The sequence below is a fragment of the Kitasatospora sp. NPDC042419 genome (assembly GCF_056437345.1).
The window spans coordinates 89492-110876 of record NZ_JBWKAW010000012.1 but is presented as its reverse complement, the minus strand read 5'-3'; the positions used below and the strand labels follow the sequence as shown (position 1 = coordinate 110876).

General features: G+C 75.3%; 22 protein-coding genes and 1 riboswitch. Of the genes, 10 read left to right on the top strand and 12 right to left on the bottom strand.

Annotated features, from left to right (window positions below; all coding sequences use genetic code 11):
* Positions 1-61: 61 nt before the first annotated feature.
* Positions 62-895: an MBL fold metallo-hydrolase gene (locus AC067J_RS22915; protein WP_478301964.1), complete on the bottom strand. Its 834-nt coding sequence runs from the start codon at positions 893-895 to the stop codon at positions 62-64.
* A 38-nt stretch (positions 896-933) separates the two neighbouring features.
* Complete coding sequence (locus AC067J_RS22910) at positions 934-1518, bottom strand: NADPH-dependent FMN reductase (RefSeq protein ID WP_478301962.1); 585 nt, start codon at positions 1516-1518, stop codon at positions 934-936.
* Positions 1519-1655: 137 nt separating this feature from the next.
* Here AC067J_RS22910 and AC067J_RS22905 point away from each other — a divergent pair, with 137 nt between their 5' ends.
* The 3 genes from AC067J_RS22905 to AC067J_RS22895 all read left to right on the top strand — a co-directional run bounded on the left by AC067J_RS22905 (position 1656) and on the right by AC067J_RS22895 (position 5011).
* The gene (locus AC067J_RS22905) at positions 1656-2597 is read left to right on the top strand and encodes a pirin family protein (protein ID WP_478301960.1); all 942 of its coding nucleotides are present in this window, start codon (positions 1656-1658) and stop codon (positions 2595-2597) included.
* Positions 2594-4153 carry an MFS transporter gene (locus tag AC067J_RS22900; protein ID WP_478301958.1) on the top strand — a complete coding sequence of 520 codons (1560 nt, stop codon included), beginning with the start codon at positions 2594-2596 and terminating at the stop codon, positions 4151-4153. The genes AC067J_RS22905 and AC067J_RS22900 overlap by 4 nt, the downstream gene beginning before the upstream one ends.
* A gap of 180 nt (positions 4154-4333) precedes the next feature.
* Entirely contained in the window at positions 4334-5011 is a 678-nt protein-coding gene (locus AC067J_RS22895; RefSeq protein ID WP_478301956.1) for a TetR/AcrR family transcriptional regulator, read from the top strand.
* Positions 5012-5283: 272 nt separating this feature from the next.
* Here AC067J_RS22895 and lepB read toward each other — a convergent pair whose 3' ends face one another.
* Together lepB and AC067J_RS22885 are read right to left on the bottom strand one after the other, a co-directional pair.
* Complete coding sequence (lepB, locus tag AC067J_RS22890) at positions 5284-6387, bottom strand: signal peptidase I (protein WP_478301954.1); 1104 nt, start codon at positions 6385-6387, stop codon at positions 5284-5286.
* Between the two features lie 139 nt (positions 6388-6526).
* The gene (locus AC067J_RS22885) at positions 6527-7624 is read right to left on the bottom strand and encodes a helix-turn-helix transcriptional regulator (RefSeq protein ID WP_478301952.1); all 1098 of its coding nucleotides are present in this window, start codon (positions 7622-7624) and stop codon (positions 6527-6529) included.
* A gap of 104 nt (positions 7625-7728) precedes the next feature.
* On the opposite strand from AC067J_RS22885, the gene AC067J_RS22880 reads away from it, so the two are divergent.
* Positions 7729-8097 carry a hypothetical protein gene (locus AC067J_RS22880; protein ID WP_478301950.1) on the top strand — a complete coding sequence of 123 codons (369 nt, stop codon included), beginning with the start codon at positions 7729-7731 and terminating at the stop codon, positions 8095-8097.
* Positions 8098-8247: 150 nt separating this feature from the next.
* Here the strand turns inward: AC067J_RS22880 and AC067J_RS22875 are convergent, their stop codons facing one another.
* Positions 8248-8397 (bottom strand): hypothetical protein, encoded by a 150-nt coding sequence (locus AC067J_RS22875; RefSeq protein WP_478301948.1) that lies wholly within the window; start codon positions 8395-8397, stop codon positions 8248-8250.
* Between the two features lie 170 nt (positions 8398-8567).
* Between AC067J_RS22875 and AC067J_RS22870 the strand changes: the two genes are divergently transcribed.
* Both AC067J_RS22870 and AC067J_RS22865 read left to right on the top strand, forming a co-directional pair.
* On the top strand, positions 8568-9323 hold the full coding sequence (locus AC067J_RS22870; RefSeq protein WP_478301946.1) for a helix-turn-helix domain-containing protein: 756 nt from the start codon (positions 8568-8570) through the stop codon (positions 9321-9323).
* Positions 9320-10795, top strand: coding sequence for an MFS transporter (locus AC067J_RS22865; RefSeq protein ID WP_478301945.1), 1476 nt, complete (start codon positions 9320-9322; stop codon positions 10793-10795). Before AC067J_RS22870 ends, AC067J_RS22865 begins: the two co-directional genes overlap by 4 nt.
* Here the strand turns inward: AC067J_RS22865 and AC067J_RS22860 are convergent.
* Complete coding sequence (locus tag AC067J_RS22860) at positions 10762-11931, bottom strand: magnesium and cobalt transport protein CorA (protein ID WP_478301944.1); 1170 nt, start codon at positions 11929-11931, stop codon at positions 10762-10764. The genes AC067J_RS22865 and AC067J_RS22860 overlap by 34 nt on opposite strands.
* Before the next feature lie 358 nt (positions 11932-12289).
* Positions 12290-12463: riboswitch (M-box (ykoK) riboswitch) on the bottom strand.
* Between the two features lie 232 nt (positions 12464-12695).
* On the opposite strand from AC067J_RS22860, the gene AC067J_RS22855 reads away from it, so the two are divergent.
* Positions 12696-14036, top strand: a complete 1341-nt coding sequence (locus AC067J_RS22855) for an NAD(P)/FAD-dependent oxidoreductase (RefSeq protein ID WP_478301943.1) — start codon at positions 12696-12698, stop codon at positions 14034-14036.
* Between the two features lie 103 nt (positions 14037-14139).
* Here AC067J_RS22855 and AC067J_RS22850 read toward each other — a convergent pair whose 3' ends face one another.
* Positions 14140-15048 carry an ATP-grasp domain-containing protein gene (locus AC067J_RS22850; protein ID WP_478301942.1) on the bottom strand — a complete coding sequence of 303 codons (909 nt, stop codon included), beginning with the start codon at positions 15046-15048 and terminating at the stop codon, positions 14140-14142.
* A gap of 232 nt (positions 15049-15280) precedes the next feature.
* Here AC067J_RS22850 and AC067J_RS22845 point away from each other — a divergent pair, with 232 nt between their 5' ends.
* On the top strand, positions 15281-17158 hold the full coding sequence (locus AC067J_RS22845; protein WP_478301941.1) for an ABC-F family ATP-binding cassette domain-containing protein: 1878 nt from the start codon (positions 15281-15283) through the stop codon (positions 17156-17158).
* Here the strand turns inward: AC067J_RS22845 and AC067J_RS22840 are convergent.
* Together AC067J_RS22840 and AC067J_RS22835 are read right to left on the bottom strand one after the other, a co-directional pair.
* Positions 17131-17967, bottom strand: a complete 837-nt coding sequence (locus AC067J_RS22840; protein ID WP_478301940.1) for a class I SAM-dependent methyltransferase — start codon at positions 17965-17967, stop codon at positions 17131-17133. The two genes, AC067J_RS22845 and AC067J_RS22840, sit on opposite strands and share 28 nt — an antisense overlap.
* 221 nt (positions 17968-18188) lie before the next feature.
* Positions 18189-18599 (bottom strand): VOC family protein, encoded by a 411-nt coding sequence (locus AC067J_RS22835; RefSeq protein ID WP_478301939.1) that lies wholly within the window; start codon positions 18597-18599, stop codon positions 18189-18191.
* 116 nt (positions 18600-18715) lie between these two features.
* Here AC067J_RS22835 and AC067J_RS22830 point away from each other — a divergent pair, with 116 nt between their 5' ends.
* Complete coding sequence (locus AC067J_RS22830; protein WP_478301938.1) at positions 18716-18904, top strand: hypothetical protein; 189 nt, start codon at positions 18716-18718, stop codon at positions 18902-18904.
* 306 nt (positions 18905-19210) lie between these two features.
* On the opposite strand, the gene AC067J_RS22825 is transcribed toward AC067J_RS22830, so the two are convergent.
* Complete coding sequence (locus AC067J_RS22825; protein ID WP_478301937.1) at positions 19211-19951, bottom strand: hypothetical protein; 741 nt, start codon at positions 19949-19951, stop codon at positions 19211-19213.
* A 145-nt stretch (positions 19952-20096) separates the two neighbouring features.
* Here AC067J_RS22825 and AC067J_RS22820 point away from each other — a divergent pair, with 145 nt between their 5' ends.
* Complete coding sequence (locus AC067J_RS22820) at positions 20097-20246, top strand: hypothetical protein (RefSeq protein ID WP_478301936.1); 150 nt, start codon at positions 20097-20099, stop codon at positions 20244-20246.
* A 22-nt stretch (positions 20247-20268) separates the two neighbouring features.
* On the opposite strand, the gene AC067J_RS22815 is transcribed toward AC067J_RS22820, so the two are convergent.
* Together AC067J_RS22815 and AC067J_RS22810 are read right to left on the bottom strand one after the other, a co-directional pair.
* Positions 20269-20424 carry a hypothetical protein gene (locus AC067J_RS22815; RefSeq protein WP_478301935.1) on the bottom strand — a complete coding sequence of 52 codons (156 nt, stop codon included), beginning with the start codon at positions 20422-20424 and terminating at the stop codon, positions 20269-20271.
* Between the two features lie 146 nt (positions 20425-20570).
* A complete protein-coding gene (locus AC067J_RS22810; RefSeq protein ID WP_478301933.1) occupies positions 20571-21218 on the bottom strand; it encodes a lysophospholipid acyltransferase family protein in 648 nt (215 codons plus the stop codon).
* Positions 21219-21385: the final 167 nt, after the last annotated feature.

Genomic DNA, 21385 nt, shown 5'->3' with positions numbered 1-21385 from the left:
CCGCCGCACAGGCCGGCCGGGGTGATCAGGACGGCCGCGACGGCCGGGACGGCCGGGCCCGTCAGAGCTGTTCGGGGACCCCGGGGGTCAGCCGGCGGAGGCGGCCGGCCAGGTCGGGGGCGGCGAACGCCTCCGCGATCCGGGCCGGGTCCTCGCCGAGGTGCTCCCAGGAGTCGTAGTGGACCGGGACCACGGTGCGGGCGCCGAGCGTACGGGCGAGTTCGGCGCCCTCGTGGGCGCTCATCGAGAAGGCGCGGTCCCCGGTGGAGGGGAAGTGGGCGTCCCCCAGGTGCAGGAAGGCCGTGTCGATGGCGAACCGTTCGGCGATCCCGGCCAGGGCCTCGTGACGGACGGTGTCGCCGGACAGGTACAGGGTGCCGCCGTCGTACTCGACGACGAAGCCGGTGACCGGCCCGGTGACTTCCTCCGTCCCGGCGGGCCCGTGCCGGGCGGGGGTCGCGGTGACGGTGACCGTGGTCGTGCCGGCGGTGACCCGCCGCTGCTCCCAGGTGGCCAGCCCCTCGGCCGCTCCCCCGAGCCGACCGGCGGCCTCCGGCGTGGTGAGCACGGTGGTCGCACGGGCGAGGACGGTCCGGCCGGTCGGGTCGAGGTTGTCGGCGTGCTGGTCGTGCGAGAGCAGGACGAGGTCGACGGGCGGCAGACGGTCCGCGCTGAGGGCCGGGCCGGCGGTGCGGCGCAGCGGGCGGGCCGCGGGGTAGTCGGCCGGGCCGGGGTCGAGCGCGGGGTCGGTGAGGACGGTGAGGTCGCCGATCCGCAGCAGGACCGTCGCGGTGCCGATGTGGGTGGCGGTGACGGTGGTGGTGCCGGGGTGAGGGGAGGGGGTGGTGTGAGCGGGGTCGACGATGTGCGGGGAGGTGGCGTCGGTGGTGGTCATGGCGGGTTCCTGTCCGGTGCCTGGGTCGTCGCCGGTGGTCAGCGGGCCGCGCGGGCCGCGCCGGCGTCGATCTTCTCCTGGAGCGCGGTGAGCAGGCCGCGGAGCAGTCCGATGGTGGTCTCGTCGGTGAGGTTGCCCTCCTCGTCGAAGCGCTCGTGCGCCCGGAAGACGATGACCTCGGGCTTCACGACGACGTCGGTCTCGGTCCAGACGAACACCTGACGGAGGGCCAGCTGGGCCCGGACGGTGCCGAAGTTGGTCGGTGCGGCGCCGAGGATCGCGGTCGGCTTGCGGTGCAGGGGCAGGCCCTCGGTGCGGGTCCAGTCGGTGCTCAGCCAGTCGATCGCGTTCTTGAGCACGCCGGGGATGGAGTAGTTGAACTCCGGGGTGGCGATCAGCAGGCCGTCGGCCTCCTGGACGCGGCGGCGCAGGTCCTCGACGACGGCGGGCCGCAGCTCGGGGGTGTCGAGGTCCAGGTCGTACGGGGGGATGTCGCGCAGGCCTTCGTAGATCTCGATCTCCTGGCCGCCCGGGTTGAACTTCTGCGCGGCGCGCAGCAGTCGGGTGTTGTGCGAGTCGGCGCGCAGCGAGCCGGAGATGGCGAAGATCTTGGACGCGGTCATGGCGGGCTCCTTCGGTGGAGGCGGTTTCCTCGTGGTCGTCGTTGCCGACACCGAGAAAACTAAACGGACCAGTTCACTTCTGTCAACTGTACAGTTCAGTCTTGACAGTGAACTGAATCGTGTAGTTCATTCGAGTCATGACCACCACCGCCGCAGAGGCCACCGGGACCGCAGCAACCGCGCAGACCGTCCGGAACACCCGGGCCGCCCGCCCCGTTCGGGCCGAGCGCTCCGTCACCCGCGTCGTCCGCCCGTTCCACACCTTCGAGGGCGCCGGCTTCCCCGTACGCCGCCCCTTCCCCACCACCGAACTCCCGCTCCTCGACCCCTTCCTGATGGTCGACCAGGTCGGACCGGTGGACCTCGCGCCCGGCCGGGCCAAGGGCGCTCCCCCGCACCCGCACCGCGGCTTCGAGACGATCCAGTACGTCATCGACGGCGACATCGCCAACGCCGACTCCCGCGGCCACCGCGCCGTCGTCCGCGCCGGCGGCGTGCAGTGGCTGACCGCGGGCTCCGGGATCGTCCACGAAGCCCTGCCCACACCGGAGTTCCTCGCCGCGGGCGGCCGCCAGCACATGCTGCAGATCTGGGTGAACCTGCCCGCGCGGCACAAGGGGGTGCCGCCGCACAGCCAGAACGCCGAGGCCGCGGACCTCCCCGTGGTCACCACCCCGGACGGCGCGGAACTGACCGTCATCGCCGGAAGCACCCACGGCGTGACCGGCCCCTTCGAGACCCGCACGCCCGTCCTGGTGGTGCACGCCCGGCTCGCGGCCGGCGGCCACGCCGAGTTCACCGCGCCGGACTGGCACACCGCGGCCCTCTACACGATGACCGGCGGAGCCGAGAGCGGCGGCGTCCCCCTGCCCGACGGCCACCTCGCCGTCCTCGGACGGGACGCCGAGCGGTTCACCGTCCGGGCCGTCGACGGGCCCGCCGAGATCCTGGTCCTGACCGGCGAGCCGATCGGCGAACCGGTGGCCCGCAGCGGGCCGTTCGTGATGAACACGGCCGCCGAACTCCGGCAGGCCGAGCGGGACTTCGCGGCGGGCCGGATGGGACGGATGCCGGTATGACCCCGAGCGCCGGCCGCGCGGGCGGCGGGGCCGTCCGCCGCGGCGTCGGTGGCGGCGGTGTCGTCGGTGGCGGTGTCGTCGGCGGCAGTGCCATCGGCAGTGGTGCCGACGGCCGCGGTGTCGTCAGCCGCAGTGCCATCGGCAGTGGTGCCGACGGCAACGGCACCGGAGGTAGCGGCGCCGGCGGCAGCAGCCGCACGGGCCGTCGCGGTGTCGGCGCCGGGCCCGTAGCCCCTTCCGGCGTGAACCCGGCCACCGGGGCGGACCCGGCCGGGGTGGGGGTCACCGCCGTGCGCCCGCCCGGCGCGAACGCACCCGCCGCCCTCGTCCGGCACCCCGCCGGGATCCGCTCCCGGCGTGCCGCATCCGCCCCGCCCCGGTCGGCCGCCGCCGTCCCCACCCGTCGGCGCCTCCCGCGCGCCCTGCCGGCCGCCCTGCCGGCCGCCGCGCTGATCGCCGCGGCCGCGAGCGGCGTGTCGGGCCCGAGCCTGGCCCTGCCCGCCGCCGCGCGCGAGCTGCACGTCCCGGCCGGCTCGGCGGCCTGGCTGATGACCGCGTACGGCCTCGGCCTGCTGGTCGGCACCCCGTTGCTGGCCGGCACCGCCGGACGACGCGGGCCGCGCGCCCTGATCCGGGCCGGCGGGGTCCTGGTCGCCCTCGGCGCCGCGCTGGTCCTGGCCTCGTCGGCGCTCCCGATACTGGCCACCGGACGGGCCCTGGAGGCCGTCGGCGCGGCGGGGCTGACGGTGGCCGCGTTCCGGATCGCCGGCCGGGACCGGTCCGGGCGGTCCACCGGGGTGGTCGCGATCGGCAACGCCGCCGGCGGCACCCTCGGGCTCGTCGCCGGGGCGGGCGCGGCCCAGGCGCTCGGCTGGCAGGCCGCGCTGGTCCTGCCCGTACTGAGCCTGGCGGTGCTGCCCTCGGCGCTGCGCTCGGCCGGCCCACCGGAGCCCCCCAGCCGGCCCGGTGGCAGCAACAGCAACCGCGATGGCAACAGCCCGGCCGCCGGCACCCATGCCCGCAGCCGCGAGGGGGTCGGCGGCACGATCGGCGCGCTGCTCCCCCTGGGCCTGCTGCGCGAGCGGCGCTTCCGCCGCGCCGCCACCCTGATGCTCGCCCTGGCCACGGTCAACTTCGCCCTCGTGTACGGCGCTCCGCGCCGGATCTCCGCCCTCGCCGGGTGGGGCGCCGTCCCCACCGGAGCGGCCGTCTCGGCGGCCGCGTTCACCGGCGCGCTGCTGTCCTGGCAGCTGGTCCGGGCCGCGCCCACGCTGGGGACCGGCCGGGTCCGGGCCCTGCTGGCGGCGGGCTCCCTGACGGCGGCCGGAGCGGCAGCGTTCGCACCCTGGCCCGCGGTCGTCCTGCTCGGCTCGGCGCTCAGCTCGCTGGTCACCGCGGGCGGCCAGGGCCTGCTCACCGGTGCCGCCGTCGGCCACCTCGCCCCGGAGCGGCACGGTGCGGCGATCGGCCTGTTCAACCTGGCCTTCCCGGCCGGTGTGGCTGCCGGTCCGGTGGCGGCCTCCTTTGCCGACCAAACGGTTCAGTTCATATACTGAGCGCCCGCAACGGGCGCCCGGTTCCTCCCGGTTCCGACCCCGGTGCCCGGCACCGAGGACCCGTCACCGGTCCTCCGCCACGACACCCCGTCACAACAACGGCCGCCACAGGCAGCCACCGACACCCCCGGCGCCCTCGCCACCCCGCCCGCACCCCACCCCCGCGCGAAGGACAGAACCATGGGAGCCGACCCACAGGACGCGACCGACCAGTACGGCATCCCGATCATCCCGGCCCCGGCCGACGCCGCCTCGCGCAAGCGCCAGGCGATCATCGACGCCGCCCTCGCCGAGTTCCTCGCCGAGGGCTACTCGGCGGCCTCGATGGACACCATCACCAGCCGCTCCGGCGTCTCCAAAGCCACCATCTACAAGCACTTCGGCAGCAAGGAACGCCTGTTCCTGGCCGTCGTCGGCGGCGTCCTGCCCAAGACCTACGCCGACCTGACACCGGCCGGCCGCGCCGTCACCGACGCCCCCGACCTGCGCGCCGCACTGGTCCGGCACGCCACCGAGCTGGCCCGGATCCTGCTGCGCCCCGAGATCATGTCGCTGCGCCGCCTGGTGATCGGCGAGATCGACCGCTTCCCGCAGCTCGGCCAGCTCTGGTACCGGGTCACCTACGACATGAACAACGGACCGCTGGTCGACGTGCTCACCGACCTGACCGCCAAGGGCGAGCTGGACGTGCCCGACCCGAAGCTCGCCGTCCAGCAGCTGGTGGCGACCACCGTCGGCATCCCGCAACTGGTGCACACCTTCGCGCCCGGCACTCCGGTCGACGAAGCGGAGCTCGCGGCCGTGATCGACGCCGGGGTCGACCTCTTCCTCGCCCGGTACGGCACCGGGCGCGCCTGAGCCGCGCTACGCGGGACGGCCCCGACCGGCCGACGGCGGTCCCCGCCGCCGGCCCGGGTGCCGCTCGCCCGCCACGGCCCCGCACGGGTCGTCCCGGTTCGTCAGGGTTCGTCAGGGTTCGTCCCCGTGAACGCACTCGCCGCCGCCCCCGGTACGACCGGGGTGACGGCGACGAGCGGAGCAAGCGGAACATCCGGGGCGCGCAGGCGCACAGGCGCGCGGACGGACGCGCGGGCGTACAGCTGCTTCGGACGGACGGAGCGGCGGCCGGATCAGCGCCCGTGCCGGGCGGCGCGCCGGCGCTGCCACACGGCGAAGGGAACGGCGGCGGCCATCGCGGCGGCCTCCGGAGCCGGCGGCCCGCCGACCGGGTCACCGGCCGAGCCCCCGAACGCGTTGCCGGCGGCGAGGCCCTTCTGCTCGAAGGTGTCCGGCACCGGCAGGGTGTCCCAGCGCGTCAGCGGCCAGGCGACCACGAAGGCCCGGCCGACCACGTTCTCCACCGGGACGAAGCCGCCGCCCGGCTCGTTGACGTGGAAGCGCGAGTCACGCGAGTCGTTCCGGTGGTCCCCCATCACCCACAGGTGGCCCTTGGGCACCGTGACGGTGCCGACGGGCGCGTCCCCGCAGGGCGTCGCGCCCGGGAAGAGGTACGGCTCGTCCAGTGCCACGCCGTTGACCTTGAGCGGGCTGCCCGCCTCGCACTCGACGGTGTCGCCACCGACCGCGATGACCCGCTTGATCAGGTCCTTCTCGTCGTCCGAGGGCAGCAGGCCGACGGTGCTGAGCGCCTTGCGGATGCCCTCGACGAAGCCGTTGCCCTCGACCCTGGGCACGGTGTCCAGCCAGCCGCCCGGGTCCTTGAAGACCACCACCTCGCCGCGTTCCGGCTCGGCGCCGAACCACGGGGTGAGCTTGTCGACGAGGACGCGGTCGCCCTTCTCCAGGGTGTGCTGCATCGAGCCCGAGGGGATGGAGAAGGCCTGGACGAAGAAGGTCTTGATGCCCAGGGAGAGCAGGATCGCGATGCCGATCAGGATCGGCAGTTCCTGCCAGAGCGGGCGTTTCCGCCGCTCCTTCCGCTCCCGGCGGCCACCCGCTCCCTCGTCGTCCGGTCCGCCGTCCTCCCCCGGTGCGTCCGGTCCGCCGGGCGTGGCGGACCCGTCGGCCCCGCCGGCCCCCGCTACCCCGTCGGCCCCGGTCACCGTGCCGGTCGAGGTCGACGCCGCGGTCGATGCGCCAGGAGCGGTGCCGCCGCCGAAGTCTCCGGCGCCCCCGCCGACACCCCCGCCGACGCCCGCACCACCGGTACTGCCCGCACCACCGGCACTGCTCGCGCCGGCACCGCTGCCCGCCGGACCTGCGGTCTCGTCCATGCTCATTCCTGGCCCCCTCCGGACGGCCTGGCGGGCCCCGGTGCGGAACCCCCCGTTGTCAGCTAACGAACAGTGGTTCCCGCAGCGGGCACCGGCCCGGCGCCTGCCGACCCGTCAGAACGTACACCCACCGGAGCCCCTACGGTGCCCCGCCGCCGAGCATGATCCGCGCGACGAGCTCGCGCCGGCTGGCCACACCCGCCTTGGCGAACACCGACTTCAGATGGTCCTGCACCGTGTACGGCTTCATCGCCAGCAGCCGCGAGACGTCCCGGGTGTCGCAGCCGCGCACCAGCAGCAGCGCCACCTCCTGCTCCCGCGCGGTCAGCCCGTACGCGGAGAGGTAGAGGGGCATCGCGTCGGCGGGCGTCGCCGGGGCCGCCACCACGGTCACCTCGCCCGCCGCCCCGCCCTGCAGGGCCGAGCCGTGCAGCACGAACCACCGGCCGTCCCGGTCCTGCACCCGGATCTTCGTCTGCGGCACCGGCAGCCCGCAGGCGGTCCGGCGCGCCTGCTCGGCGGCCATCGCGAAGGCGGTCGGCACCCCGAGCGACGTCCGGCTCGGGTCGGCGAGCCGGGCGAGCAGTTCCTCGGCCGGCCCGGAGAGCGCCAGCGGCCGGTTGGCCGGGCCGAGCACGACCACCGCCGGGCCTCCCCCCGCCTCCCCCCGGCCGCCGTCCGAACCGCCCTCGGCGGCCGCCGGGACGTGGCACGCCCGCAGCGCGTTACCCAGGTGCCGCGCGGCGAGTTCGGCCAGCTCCCGGTGCTGGCCGAGGTACGGCCCCCGGTCGGCCCCCCGCATGAACGCCGCGCAGCCCCACATCCCACCGTGCGCGTCGAAGACCGCGCGCATCTCATCGCCGAATCCGGCCGGGCCGATCAGCTCGCGGAACCGGATGCTGTCCGTCAGCACCCCCCGGGTCGCCCGGCTGAGCGTCTCGGCCCGGAGCCCGCCGAGCCGTATCTCGGGGAAGGTCGCGAAGTCCTCCTCCCACACCTCCAGACGGACGGCGTCCTCGAACGTCTCCAGGCTGAGGTCGTCGCTCAGCACCGACGTCACCAGCCCGGTCGCCGGGTCCGCCGAGTGCCAGCAGACGGCGTCGTACTCCAGGACGCCGCGCAGCAGTCCGTCCGCTCTGCGGAACAGCTCGTCGGCCGCCAGACCCGCCCCGACCAGCTCCTTCAGCCCTTCGATCGCCTGCTGTGCCGCCGCTCCACGTGCCCCACGTGATCCCATGCGCCGGAAGCTAACACGCATACCCACCACCCTCCCATGCGCCGGACGGAGGGTTCGGCCTCCGCCTCAGGGCGGGGTCGGAGCAGCGTAGTCTCATCCTCGTGATGGTCCGACTCACCCGGGACAGCGTCGCCATGGGCGACGACACCGACGCGCCGCACGACGCCGAACTCGGCCTCCGCGAGGGCGTCACGGTGCACGAGGCGGCCGCCGCGCTGCTCGCCGCCCGTTACCCCGCGACCATCGCGGGCGGCCGCGCCACCTGGGTGCTGACCGCCGACGGCGCGCCCCTGGCCGTCCTCGCCCAGCAGTGGGCCGAGCCGCGCCCGCTGCCCGGCGCCGAGGGGCCACTCGCCCGCTTCGCCTCTCCCGACGGCGCGGTCCGACTGCACCTCGTCTACCGCGCCCAGCGCGACCCGGAGGCGGAATGGACCCGCCTTGCCGCGGGCGCCCCGCTGTTCGACCGTCACTGACCGGCCGTTACCGACCGGCCGTCGCCGACCCGTGGCCGACCCGTCGCCCAGGGCCCACAGCCGGTGACCCACCACCGACCGACCACCACCGACCGACCCCGACTCACCGCCGCCCGCACGCCACCGACGCCCCGCTGCGCCGGGGGCTCGTCAGCAGTGCCCCCAGATCATGAAGCAGTCCTCGCCCAGGTACTCCCGGAGCCCGTCGAGCGAGCCCGTCAGCGCGATCACCACCAGCGCTGCCGCGAGCCCCGCCAGCACCCCGAACAGCACTACCGCCACGACCAGTCGCAGCAGCAAGCGCCCCCGCCCGCCGTCCACGGCCCGTCCCCCTCACGCCGGATTCCCCCTGTCCATTCCCATCGGACCGTCAGGACACCTGTGGAGCAACCGAGTTGTGACAACGCCGGAAGGGCGCCGACTTTGCAGAACTTCTTTTGCAGAGTTCCCGGGACGGCTACCCTCCTCGCATGACCGAGGACGAACGGCGCCGCCTGCTCGACCCCGAGCGGGACACCGCCGCGCTCAAAGCACTGACCCACCCCCTGCGGATCCGGCTCCTCGGCCTGCTCCGCCAGTACGGGCCGGCGACCGCGAGCGAACTCGCCACCCGGACCGGGGAGTCCTCCGGCTCCACCAGCTACCACCTGCGGGTCCTGGCGAAGTACGCCTTCGTCGCGGAGGCCGAACACCGGGACTCACGGGAGCGCCGCTGGCGCCCGGTGCACGCGATCACCTCCTGGGACAACCGCGCCATGGCCGCCACGCCGGAGAGCCGGGCCTTCGTCGAGTTCTCCCGGCGCCACCAGATCGGCCACCTCGCCCGGTCGCTCGCCCAGCACGAGGCGGACGTCGCCGCCGGGCGGCTCGGCGAGGACTGGTCGGCGGCCTCCACCATCGACGACCTGCTGCTGCGCCTTACCCCCGAGTCACTGGCCGAGCTGCGCGCGCTGATCCACCGGCGGGCCCTCGAACTCGCCGCACAGGACGAAGGCGACCCGCGCACCGAACAGGTGGCACTGATCACCGCCGCCATCCCGCTCGCCCCGGACCCGACGCACGCCACCGGGGCCACGCCCGGGCCCGGGCCCGCCGCCGCCACCGCCGGGGCCGCCGACACCACGGCGACCGTCACCACGGCCGCCACCACAACCACCGTCACCACGGCCGCCGTCACCACGGCCGCCACCACGAAAACCGCCGCCAGTCAGGACGAGTCCGCATGACCATCCCGCTCGACGAGAACACCGCCCGCAGACGCTATCTGACGATATGCGTGCTCTTCTGGCTGCCCCTCGGCCTGGCCACCGCACCCCTGGTACTCCTGCTCACCTCGCGCGGCCTCCAACTCGGCAGCGTAGCGGGACTCTTCGCCGCCCACTCACTCACCACCGCAGCCCTGGAGCTGCCCACCGGCGGACTCTCCGACGTCCTCGGCCGCCGCCCCGTCCTCGCCGCCGCCGGCCTGGTCGGCATCGGCGCCTTCACCCTGCTCGCCCTGGGCGACTCCCCCGCGCTGCTCCTCCCCGGCATGGTGCTGCTCGGCACCGCGCGGGCCCTGGCGAGCGGCCCGGCCGAGGCCTGGTACGTCGACGCCGTGCAGGCCCGGGCGGGCGCGGACGGCGACCTGCGCACCGGACTGGCGCGGGGCAGCGCCGCCGGATCCGTCGCACTGGCCGCCGGCACCCTGCTCGGCGGGGCCGTGCCGTGGCTGCTCTCCGGCGACCTCGGCGACCGCCTCACCCGCGCGACCGGCGGCCTCGTCCTGCCGCTCTCGGTGCCGGTACTCCTGGGCGCCGTCGTCGAGACCGCCTTCGCCGGGTACGTCATGGCAGCACTCGTCGATCCGCCGCGGCCGCCGGCGACGCTGCGGACCGTGCTCGCCGACGTCCCCACCACCGTCCTGACCGGCCTGCGGCTGGGCGGACGGAACGCCGTCGTCCGGCGGGTGCTGCTCACCGCCGCCGCCCTCGGGGCCGGCCTGGCGGTGACCGAACTGCTCACCCCCGGACGGGCGGCCGAGCTGACCGGCACCGCGGAGTCCGGCGCGGTCCTGGTCGGCGGGCTGGCCTGCGCCGGGTTCCTCTGCTCCGCACTCGGCGCCCGGCTCGCCCCGCGCGCGGCCCGGCGGTTCGGCGGCGCCCGCGCGGTACCGGTCGGGCTCGCCCTCTCCACCGGCGGCCTGCTGCTGCTCACCGTCACCGCGCAGGCCGCCGGCCCGGCCGCCGCCGTGTCGGCCGCGGTCGGCTACGGCCTGGCCTACCTGGGGCTGGGCACGGCCGGGCCGAACCAGAACGAGCTGCTGCACCGGTCCGTCCCGGCGGACGCCCGGGCCACCGCGCTCTCCGTCCAGTCGCTCGCGCTGCAACTGACCGGTGCCCTGACGGGCCTCGCCCTCGGCCTGTTCCCGGCCGGCGCTCCCCGCTGGATCCTCGGCGCCGCCGCCCTCGCCGCGGCCACCCTCCTCTGGACCCGAACCCCGGCCGACGGACCGACGGACGGCGGAGACGCCGACGGACCGACGGACGGCGAACCGGCGGAGAGCGAGCGGACGAAGGACGGACGGACAGCGGACGAACGGGCAGCGGACGAACGGACCGAGGGCGGCGGCGCCGACGGCGGAGACGCCGACGGGCGACGGACGAAGACCCGGCGGCTCGGCCGTCAGAGCCAGTTGCGGCGCTTGAAGACCAGGTAGAGGCTCGTGCAGACCAACGCCATCAGGGCGATCGCGAACGGATAGCCGAAGGCCCACTTGAGCTCCGGCATCTTGTCGAAGTTCATGCCGTAGACGGTGCCGATCAGCGTCGGCGCGAAGAGGATGGCCGCCCAGGAGGAGATCTTCTTGATCTCGTCGTTCTGGGCGTGCCCGGCCTCGGCGAGCTGCTTCATCTCCTCGTTCTGCCGCTGCGACACCAGCGTCGCGTTGACGGTGAGGATGTTCTGCAGCATCTGCCGGAAGCCGTCGACCCGCTCGGCCGCGTAGGTGGCGTGGTCGGCGACGTCGCGCAGGTAGCGCTGCAGCTCGTCGTCGGTGCCGTACTTGCCGAAGCCGGCCTCCAGGCTCTTCATGATCTCCAACAGCGGCCGGGTGGCCCGCTGGAACTCGATGACCTCGCGCGAGAGTTCGTAGATGCGCCGGGACACCTGCGGGTCGCCGCCGAACACCTCGGTCTCGATCTCGTCGATGTCGTGCTGGAGGCCCGCGATGACCGGCGCGTAGCCGTCGACCACCGCGTCCAGCACCGCGTAGAGCACCGCTTCCGGGCCCAGCGCGAGCAGTTCCGGGTCGGCCTCCAGGCGCCGCCGCACCGCGGAGAGGTCGGGCGCCTGCGAGTGCCGGACCGTGAACACGAAGTCGGGGCCGACGAAGAGGTGGATCTCACCGAAGTCGACCTCCTCCACGTCGTCCAGGTAGCGGGCGGCGCGCAGTACGACGAAGAGCGTGTCGCCGTACCGCTCCAGCTTCGGCCGCTGGTGGGCGACGATGGCGTCCTCGACGGCCAGTTCGTGCAGGTTGAACCGCTCGGCGACCTCCAGCAGCTGGGCCTCGGCGGGGCGGTAGAGCCCGATCCAGGCCATCGTGCCGGGCTTGCCGGGCAGTTCGCGGTAGACGTCGGCCAGGCTGGCAGGCGTCGGCATCCGCCGGCCCTCGCGGTAGACGGCGGCGTCGACGACCGAGCGCTCCAGGCTGACGGCCTCGGCCGGCTGGTCCGGACGCGGGTCCATCGAGTGCTCGGGGGCGGGCTGGGTGTCGGTGGAGCGGGTCGGGGCGACGGAACGGGAGAACGGACGCTTGCTCGCGCGCACGGCGCGCACACGCCAGTCGGACATGGCGGGGTACCTCCGCTGTTCGGGGGCCGCCGCACCCGGCCGGAGGGGTCGGTGCGGGGCAGGCAGGAGACGCCCGGCCGTCCTCCACCGCGCACGGCGCCCGGCCGCGCGGAGCCGCCTGCCGGGATCAGCGGCGGGCGGTGCGGCGACGGGGGTCGGGAGCGGTACGGGAGGAGGGGTGCCGGGTGCCAGGAGATGTGGGGGACGTCCTGGGGCAGGGCCGACTTCGACCCGGGCTACTGCTCTCCACCGATCTCACCTCCTCGCCGCCGGGGCGCCCACGCGGGGTCACCGTTACCGGGCCATCAGGAGGCTCCACACCGTCCGACCGCACGCACAGGTGCCCGCGACGACGGGTGGGGCACCCCTGATCTCGTCAGAGCTTTGGCACGCCACGGCGTAGCACCCGGGGGTGCAGCCACTTGGGGTCACCCCTTAGGCCGGGGAGACCTGTCCTGACCCTGGGCGTCTCTCGACGTCGTGGGGTCAGTGGCCTGTGTCCGTGGCGACGCCTCACCGAACGAGGTGCCTTCACAACCTCACCGAGTCTAGTACCCACCGGGGACACTCCTCGACCAGGGGTGCCGGCCCCGATCCGCGGGACGCTCCGGCCGGGGTCCGCGGCGGCTCCGGAGGCCCGGTCCGCACCCCATGATGTCGGGACTTTTCGGACGTCAGCTCCCCTTCGCCGCAAGGGCTTTGAGCGCCCCCGGAGGCGCCCGGAGCGACGACGGGAGCGTGCGTGATCCACTACGCTACGTAGCATGGCTTCCTTGGGTACGTCCTCCGGGCGGGGTACGGCGGTGGTGATCGGCGGCGGGCTGGCGGGGACGCTGGCGGCGTGGGCCCTGCGCGGGTTCGCCGAGCGGATCGTGGTGGTGGAGCGGGACCGGTACCCGGAGGAGGTGACGTTCCGCGCCGGGCTCCCGCAGGGGCGGCACGCCCACCTGCTGCTGGAGGCCGGGCACCGGGTGCTGGAGGAGCTGATGCCGGGCGCCCAGGAGGAACTCCGGGCGGCCGGGGCCGTACGGGTCGCCCTGTCGGGCGACCTGCGCTGGCTGAGCGCGGCAGGCTGGATGGCCGACTACCCCGCCGCGCTCGGCTTCCTCTCCTGCACCCGCCCGGTCCTGGACGCGGTCGTGCTGAACCGGGTCCGGGCGGAGCCCTCGGTGGAGTTCGTTGAGGGCACCGAGGTGGTGGGCCTGCTCGGCTCGGCGCGGGCGGTGACCGGCGTGCGGGTCCGCGCCCGCGGCGCCGACCGGGGCGAGGCCAGGGACATCCCCGCCGAGCTGGTGGTCGAGGCGTCCGGGCGGTCCACGGCCATGGCCGACTGGCTGCGGGAGCTGGGCTGCCCGCCGGCGCCCGAGGAGCGGGTGGACCCGGGGGTGGCGTACGCGACCCGGCTCTTCCACCGCCCGTCCGGCGCGCCCGCCCACTGGACCGCGCTGTACCTGCAGGGCAAGGCGCCGGACAACGCACGCATGGGCGTGCTGCTGCCGGTCGAGGGTGACCGCTGGATCGTCAGCGTCGGCGGTATGCGCGGCGCCGAACCGGAGCCGGGCGAGGCCGGTTTCAACCGCCAGCTGGGACTCCTGCGCGACCCGGAGATGCGGGAGGTGCTCGCGGACGCCGAACCGGCCGGCGAGGTCCGCGGATTCGTGCCCGGCCCCAGCGTCCGGCGGCACTACGAACGGCGCTCGCCCGACGGGCTGATCGTGGTCGGCGACGCCGCCTGCACCTTCAACCCGGTCTACGGGCAGGGCATCACGGTGGCCGCGCTCGGCGCCAGGGAACTGCGCCGGGTCGCGGCGCGGCACGGCGGCGTCGGGCACGCCACGGCGCGGGCGGCCCGGCGGGCGGTGGCGGGGGTGTCGAGGAACGCGTGGGCGATGTCCACCGGCGAGGACGTCCGGTTCCCCGCCACCACGGGCGGGCCGTCCGGCGCACTGGTCCGGGCCCAGCACCGCTTCCTGGACAAGGTGCTGGCGAGCGCCACCACCGACCCCCGGGTCACCTCGGCGTTCCACGAGGTGATGTCGCTGGTCGCGCCGCCGACCGCGCTGTTCAACCCGTCGCTCCTGGCGGCGGTACTGCGCAGCGGGTGACGGCGCGGGGCTGGGGCGGCGCCCCAGCCCCGGAGGGACTACAGCGGGTCAGTGTGGCGGGTCAGTGCGGCGGGTCGGCGGGTCGGCGGGTCGGCGCAGCCGCTCAGCGTGGCGGATCGAGGTGGGCCGCCACGTACGGAACGGCGACCGCCTCCAGCGCACCCGGCGAGCCGAACGCCGGGTGGACGTTGACCTCGAAGACCACGCCGCCGCTCTGGGCCGCCAGGTCGACCGCGGCGAACGGCAGGCCCACCGCCCCGGTCGCCTCGACCGCCAGCTCCGCCAGCCCGGCGGGCAGCCCGTCCACCGGGAGCGGGGTGGAGACGGCGCCCCGGGCGAGGTTGCACGGCGCGTCCGGGTCGGACTGCACGTGCTCGACCGCGCGGATCGCCCGCCCGCCCAGCACCGTCACCCGGTACTGGTGGCGCCGTCCGTCGGCGGTGAAGTTGCCGGCGTCGCGCGCCAGCAGCCAGTCGGTACCGGCCTCGGCGTAGCACCGTGCGGCGTCGGCGAGTTGGGCGCGGGTGGTGACGTGGAAGACGTCCTGACCGCTCATCCCGACGGCCGGCCGCGCCCAGACGTCGCCGCCGAGCCGGTCGAAGGCCTCGGCCGCCTCGTCGGGGGTGGGCCGGGAGAGGGTGACGGTGGCCATCTGCCGCACGCCGTCACGGGCGAACCGCTCGACGGCGAGGCGCTTGTCGGTGGCCACCCGCCAGCCGTCCGCGTCGGTGCCGAGCGAGCGCACGCCGTGCTCGCGCAGTGCGCGCTGGCAGTCGGCGAGCTCCTGGCGCCGGTGCGGCGGTATCTCGTAGAGGAGGACGGCCGCGGCGGTCACGGCCAGGCCTTCGCCGGGCACCTCCAGGCTCACCCCGCCCTCGGCGCCGCGCACCAGGCCGGGACCGCCGGCCATGAAGTGCCGTGCGTCGAGCAGGATCGGTGCCCGGCCCGTGAGCCTGTGCACGGCGGCGGCCAGCACCTCCCGACTGCCCTCGGCCGAACTGTGATCGGTCATCAGAACGAGCTCGCTGCGCCCCATGAGCCCATGGAACATGTCGCGGACATGGTCAGGCAAGACCGTCTCCCGCGCCCGCGCCCGCGGCCGCACGGGCCGGACGGAAATCCGGGTGCGAAGCACCGCCCGGCCGCGCTACCCTCGGCCCCATGTCGACGCCCCGCATCTCCTAGCTGACGGACCCGCCTCCACGCCACCCGTGTGTCCGTCCGCTGTTCCGGAGCGTCATCCCATGATCACCACCCGTGGTGTCGACGTGCGCGTCGCCGCCCGCCTGCTGCTGTCCGACGTCACCCTTCACATCGCGCCCGGCGACCGTATCGGCCTGGTCGGCCGCAACGGCGCCGGCAAGACCACCCTGCTCTCCACCCTGGCCGGCCGGCTCCGGCCCGCCGCCGGGACCGTCACCCGTACCGGCCCGGTCGGCTACCTGGCGCAGGACTCCCGAGCCGCCGACCCGGCCGTCACCGTCACGGACCGGATCCTCTCCGCACGCGGCCTGGACTCCGCCGTCCGCGCGCTGCGCGCCGCCGAGACGGCACTCGCCGAGGCCGCCTCGGCCGTGGCCGCCGGGGCCGCCGGGGCCGCCGGGACCGCTGGGACCGAGCCGCCGACGGCCGGTACGCCGGAGGACTACGCATCGGCGACCGGTGTGCAGTCCACCGGTACGACGAGAACCGGTACGACCGGGACCGGTAAGCCGAAGGGCCGTGCCAGGAAGCGCGGTCGGAAGCAAGCCGGTGCCGGTGCCCGTGCCGAGGCCGGGGCCGGGGCTGCGACTGCCGCTGCGGGTGCGGGTGCGGCCACGGCTGCGGCCGCGGCTCTGGAGGAGCCCGAACGGGCCCAGCGCCGCGCGATGGCCGCCTACACCCGGGCGGAGGCCGAGTTCCAGGCCCGCGGCGGATACGCCGCCGAGGCCGAGGCCGCCCGGGTCGCGGCCGGCCTGGGCCTGCCGGGCCGGGTCCTGGACGGACCGCTCGGCGCGCTCTCCGGCGGCCAGCGGCGCCGGGTCGAACTGGCCCGGATCCTCTTCGCCGGGCACGACACCCTGCTGCTCGACGAACCCACCAACCACCTGGACGCCGACGCCGTCGCCTGGCTGCGCGACTTCCTGGCCGGCTACCCGGGCGGCGTGGTGCTGATCAGCCACGACGTGCCGCTGCTGTCCGCCACCGTCAACCGGGTCTTCCACCTCGACCCGCAGCGCGCCGCCGTCGACGTGCACAACACGGGCTGGGCCGCCTACCTCGCCCAGCGCGACGCCGACGAACGGCGCCGGGTCCGCGAACGCGCCAACGCCGAACGGAAGGCCGCCGCCCTGCACGCCCAGGCCGGCCGGATGCGGGCCAACGTCGCGACCGCCGTCACAGCCCGCTCCATGGCCCGCCGGGCCGACCGGATGCTCGCCGCCCTCGAACCGGCCCGACAGACCGAGCGCACGGCCCGGATCAGGCTGCCCGAACCCGCGCCCTGCGGCCGGATGCCGCTCGGCGCCGTCAGCCTCGCCAAGTCCTACGGCGGCCGCCCCGTGCTGACCGGCCTCGACCTCGCCGTCGACCGGGGCACCCGCCTGGTCGTACTCGGCCACAACGGCGCCGGAAAGACCACCCTGCTGAGGATCCTGGCCGGCCGCGAGCGCCCCGACACGGGCCGCGTCGTCGCCGGCCCGGGGCTGCGGCTCGGCTACTTCGCCCAGGAGCACGACACCCTCGACCCGGCCCGCAGCGTCCACGAGAACCTCTCCCGGGCCGCGCCCGACCTCACCGACGGCGAGCTGCGGCACGTCCTCGGCGCGTTCCTGTTCCGGGGCGACGACGCCGACAAGCCCGCCGGGGTGCTGTCCGGTGGCGAGAAGACCAGGCTCGCCCTGGCCGGGCTGGTCCACTCCGGCGCCAACGTCCTGCTGCTCGACGAGCCCACCAACAACCTCGACCCGGCCTCCCGCGCCGAGGTCCTGGCGGCGGTCGGCACGTACCCCGGCGCGATCGTGCTGGTCACCCACGACCCCGGAGCGGTCGAGGCACTGCGCCCGGACCGGGTGCTGCTGCTGCCGGACGGCGACGAGGACCTGTGGAGCGACGGCTACCTGGGCCTGGTCACGGCAGGCTGACCGGGGCGTCGGGGCCGCTCGGGCTGCCCTGGCGGCCCGGCCCCCGGCCCCCCGGGCCTCCGCGCCTCGATCAGGAACCGGGCGGAGTGGGCGACGAACGGCCCCTCCGCCCGGATCCGGGCGTCCAGCTCGCGCAGCCGTTCGCGGTACACGCCCACCGTGAAGCCCGGCACCATCCAGACCACCTTGCGCAGGAAGTAGACCACCGCCCCGATGTCCCGGAACTCCATCCGCAGCCGCTCCGGGCGGAGGTCCACCACCTCCAGGCCGGCGGTCCGGGCGGCCGCCGCGTCGTCCTCGGGGCGCCGGGCCCGGCGCGCCTCCGGCTGCGGCCCGAGGAAGTACTCGACCAGCTCGAACACCGAGGCCGGCCCGACGTGCTGGGCCAGGTAGCTGCCGCCCGGCCGCAGCACCCGGGCGATCTCCTCCCACCAGACCGTCACCGGATGGCGGCTGGTCACCAGGTCGAACGCCCCGTCGGCGAACGGCAGCGGCGGCTCGTCCGGGTCGGCGACCACGACCGCGCCGAGCGGGTGCAGCAGCCCGGTCGCCCGGGCCACGTTCGGCGGCCAGGACTCGGTGGCCACCATCGCCGCCGGGAAGCTCCCGGCCACGCCCGCCAGCACCTCACCGCCCCCGGTCTGCACGTCCAGGGCCGCGGACACCCGGGACAGCCGCTCCCCCAGCAGCCGCTGGTACCCCCACGACGGGCGTTCCTCGGTCGCCCGGCCGTCCAGCCAGGAGAAGTCCCACCCGTCGACCGACACCGCCTCGGCCTCGGCCACCAGTTCCTCGAACGTGCGCTCCATGCGCCCCATCCTGCCCCGGTTCGTTCCGGCCTGCTCCGTCCCGACCGGCCCGGCACCACCGGCCCGGCGCGCCCCAGTCCGTCCCGAGCCGCTCCGTCCCGGCCTGGTCCGGCCCGACCTACTTCGGCCCAACCTGCTTCGGCTCGACCTGCTTCGGCGCCACCGACGCGACGCGCCCGGCCCGGCGGTGTCAGCCGGCCGTCGGGCCGGGCGGCCCCGCCTCAGGCGAGCTGGGCGGCGACCAGTTCATTGCCGTAGAGGTCCCGGAAGTGCAGCGAGCGGCCTGGCCCACCGTCCGGCACCCCGGGCCTGGTGGCCACCCCGAGCCCGGCGAGCCGGGCCGCGACCCGGTCGAGGTCGTCGGTGTGGAGGACCAGCAGCGGCAGACCGCCGGTCTGCCTGCCCACCGCGGCCCGTGCCTCGGGGGAATCCGCCGGCATCAGCCAGAGCCCCGCCCCGCCCGGCAGCCCCACGTGCAGCAGACGGTAGCCGTCGGTCTCCCCGTCGAAGAGCACCGTGAAGCCGAGCCCGTCCCGGTAGAAGGCCAACGCCGCCTCCGCGTCCTCGACCACCACCACTGCCCGGGCCACCGCCGAGAACAGCCCTGTCACCTCATCGCGAACCTCACCCATGCCGCGACCGTAGACCACGGCACCGACATCGCTCCCCGCAACCACAACCGGCCGTTGGGCTCATGCCTCAACATGACCGGCATGGTGCCGCTTGAAGCTGTCAGGCACTTTGCAAAGTGACCTCTTTGCAAAGTCACCAGCGCCAGGGAGCCGGCCGACGGCGCACCCACGAACCCCGGCCCAGGGCCGGGCACGAGCCCTGGGCCGGGGCCGGGGCCGGCATCGGCATCGGCATCGGCATCGGCATCGGCATCGGCATCGGCGCCAGGGTGCTCGCGACCTGGCACTCCGTCTGGATCGGGTGACGGCGCCGCACCCGGGTTGTGGCGCACTCAGCCCGACATCACAGGCCCGGGAGCGTGGCGCCGCTTGAAGCTTTCAACCACTTTGCAAAGTTCCCTCTTTGCAAAGTGCCGAACACCGGGGAGCCGGCCGGCTGCGCGCGCTCCCCCGAACCCCGCGCCCGGGCACCGCGGGACTCGCGACCTGGCGCTACGTCAGGACAGGCTGGAGACCGGCCCCGGGTGGCAGCACCACGAGCGCCACGCCCACGCCCTGGCGCGCTCCGACTGGTTCGCGCCGCACCGGGCCCGGCGAGCGGGACGGGGGCGTCAGGCGAAGTCCGGGCACTCCGCGACGAAGCCTTGCGAGACGGGGTGCCACACGCCCTGGTCCTGCCTTCCGCTCAGCCGGTCGGCTTCCCGTCCGGCCTCGATGAGCTGGCCGGTGGTCAAGTGGACGGCGGCCGTGAACACCCGCCCGACGTGGCGGCAGAGCACCACCGGGCGGAGGTCCTCCGAGTACGGCTCGTCGACGACCGCGAACAGGTCGGGCAGGCGCCAGCCCAGCGGACCGGCCACGGCACAGAGCTGGAACTGCCGGTGCCGGCTCGGCTCCCAGCTCGACACCATCGAGAGCAGCGTGCTGCGGGACAGCCCCATGAACGGCAGTTCGCCGATCCCGAAGCCTCGATTGTGGATCAACCCGTGGAGCACGGCGGCGAGGCCGGTTTCGGCGGGCCGGTGGTGCGGCGACGACGTCGACCGCACGACGGGCCCCGGGGCGTCGATGCGCGGCAGCGCGCGGACGAACCGCTCCAGCTCGGCCAGTTGCCCGTGGTCGCAGAGGCTGGCGCTGTAGGCGAACTGCTTCAGGACCTTGGCGTCGCGCTCCGGGGGCAGGAGGTCCGCCGGCACCGGGTGGCCCGCGACGACGAGCAGGTCGGCGACCGGTATGTCGAACTCGGCGGCGAGCCCGGCGAACTCGGCGAACTCGGCGAGTCCGGCCAGTCGCTGCGGGGCGGAGTCGGCCCCGCGCGCGGCGAGGTTGCTGAGGATGTCGGCCCGTTCCATACGAGGAAGGTAGCGGGCACTCCACCGCCGCACCGCTCCCGCCGCTGGCGCTCGGCAGAAGGACCCTGTCCGCCTCCGCGGCCCCTCGCGCAGGAACAGCGTCTTCCGGCAGGGCGTCGGACAACGCCATGGTCACCATGGCCAGTTGCTCCAGGACCGCTCCCGAGGCGACCATCTGCGCCTCCGCGAGCGCCGCGCGGTGCGCCCCTGGCGCGCCTGCTCCAGCGCGCCCCTCTCCCACCCGGTCACGGCGCCCTGGCGCGAGAGCCGGACGATGTCCGTGATCGCGACGTAGCACGCACGGCGCTGGGCCGGGTTCACCCGCGCCTGCTCGCGGTCCACTGCGTCCGCTCGGCCAGTTGCCGGCGTTCGAATTCGTCCTCCGCCACCCGGGCCTGGACCCGCTGGACGAGCCACGGCGCCGACCGGGTGCCCACGGCAGCGAGAACGGCCACCACTGGCGTGACCACCACGCTCGTCATCCTGTCCCCCGGTCCGTCGCCCCGGGGACTGGCGCCGCCCCGCAGCAGGCGCTCGAAGCCACGGGGCGGCTGACACCGACCGGAGTCCGAGAGGTCGGCTCGGACTCACGCCGGGGCAGGCGTCCGGGGCCACCGGCTCAGGCGGCCCCGGCGCGGCGGGCGGCCACGGACCAGGCGGCCGTGACGGCACGGTGGGCGGCGGCCGTCGCCTCTGCGGAGTCGCCCACCAGCCGGACCGGCGCGCCGAGGTGGACGTGGAGGGACGGGCGGCGGGCCGGCGCGGTGGCGAGTCCCGCGAGCTGCTTGACCGGGCCGCCGGAGGTGAGCCGCCGGGAGCCCGCCTGACCCAGCGGTACCACCGGCGCGTCGGCGGCGTGCGCGAGCCGGGCCAGACCGCTGCGGAACGGGCCGGGCGGCAGTTCGCCGGAGTCCCGACGGCGGGGCAGCCCGCCCTCGCCGTAGATCAGTACGACACGCCCGGCGGCCAGGGCCTCGGCGGCCGTGTCGAGGGCGTCGGCCGCCCGCGCGGTCCCCCGGTGGACGGCGATGTGCCCCTCGCGGCGCAGCAGCGACCCGAGCGCCGGGATCCGCCAGAGACCGGCCGTCGCCATGACGACCGGCCGGGCGCCGAGCCGGTGCAGGGCGGCGAGCACGACCGCCGGGTCGGCGAGCGAGGTGTGGTTGGCCGCGACGATGCTGCCCGGGGCGAGGACGTCGGGACCGTCGGCGGTGACGTGCAGACGGCCGAGGGCGGGGACGAGGAATGCTGCGGTGCGACTGATCATGGCGGTGGCGGGATCCCTGTGATGGTTGCGCGGTGCTGTCGGCCAGTCTGCGCGCGCCCGCCGGGGCGCGCCTGAGTACCCGTACTCAGCTTCGGCCGGGTGTCGCCGGCGCGGGCGGCCGCGCCGGGGAGTGGGGCCCGTCTCGCAATCGGCGCCGTGCCTGTCTA

Coding starts and splice junctions, on each gene's coding strand:
- AC067J_RS22845 (WP_478301941.1), top strand. CDS start 15,281: ATGATCACCACCCGTGGTGTCGACGTGCGCGTCGCCGCCCGCCTGCTG.
- AC067J_RS22835 (WP_478301939.1), bottom strand. CDS start 18,599: ATGGGTGAGGTTCGCGATGAGGTGACAGGGCTGTTCTCGGCGGTGGCC.
- AC067J_RS22895 (WP_478301956.1), top strand. CDS start 4,334: ATGGGAGCCGACCCACAGGACGCGACCGACCAGTACGGCATCCCGATC.
- AC067J_RS22880 (WP_478301950.1), top strand. CDS start 7,729: ATGGTCCGACTCACCCGGGACAGCGTCGCCATGGGCGACGACACCGAC.
- AC067J_RS22865 (WP_478301945.1), top strand. CDS start 9,320: ATGACCATCCCGCTCGACGAGAACACCGCCCGCAGACGCTATCTGACG.
- AC067J_RS22850 (WP_478301942.1), bottom strand. CDS start 15,048: ATGACCGATCACAGTTCGGCCGAGGGCAGTCGGGAGGTGCTGGCCGCC.
- AC067J_RS22840 (WP_478301940.1), bottom strand. CDS start 17,967: ATGGAGCGCACGTTCGAGGAACTGGTGGCCGAGGCCGAGGCGGTGTCG.
- lepB (WP_478301954.1), bottom strand. CDS start 6,387: ATGGACGAGACCGCAGGTCCGGCGGGCAGCGGTGCCGGCGCGAGCAGT.
- AC067J_RS22900 (WP_478301958.1), top strand. CDS start 2,594: ATGACCCCGAGCGCCGGCCGCGCGGGCGGCGGGGCCGTCCGCCGCGGC.
- AC067J_RS22855 (WP_478301943.1), top strand. CDS start 12,696: ATGGCTTCCTTGGGTACGTCCTCCGGGCGGGGTACGGCGGTGGTGATC.
- AC067J_RS22860 (WP_478301944.1), bottom strand. CDS start 11,931: ATGTCCGACTGGCGTGTGCGCGCCGTGCGCGCGAGCAAGCGTCCGTTC.
- AC067J_RS22905 (WP_478301960.1), top strand. CDS start 1,656: ATGACCACCACCGCCGCAGAGGCCACCGGGACCGCAGCAACCGCGCAG.
- AC067J_RS22870 (WP_478301946.1), top strand. CDS start 8,568: ATGACCGAGGACGAACGGCGCCGCCTGCTCGACCCCGAGCGGGACACC.
- AC067J_RS22885 (WP_478301952.1), bottom strand. CDS start 7,624: ATGGGATCACGTGGGGCACGTGGAGCGGCGGCACAGCAGGCGATCGAA.
- AC067J_RS22910 (WP_478301962.1), bottom strand. CDS start 1,518: ATGACCGCGTCCAAGATCTTCGCCATCTCCGGCTCGCTGCGCGCCGAC.
- AC067J_RS22810 (WP_478301933.1), bottom strand. CDS start 21,218: ATGATCAGTCGCACCGCAGCATTCCTCGTCCCCGCCCTCGGCCGTCTG.
- AC067J_RS22915 (WP_478301964.1), bottom strand. CDS start 895: ATGACCACCACCGACGCCACCTCCCCGCACATCGTCGACCCCGCTCAC.
- AC067J_RS22825 (WP_478301937.1), bottom strand. CDS start 19,951: ATGGAACGGGCCGACATCCTCAGCAACCTCGCCGCGCGCGGGGCCGAC.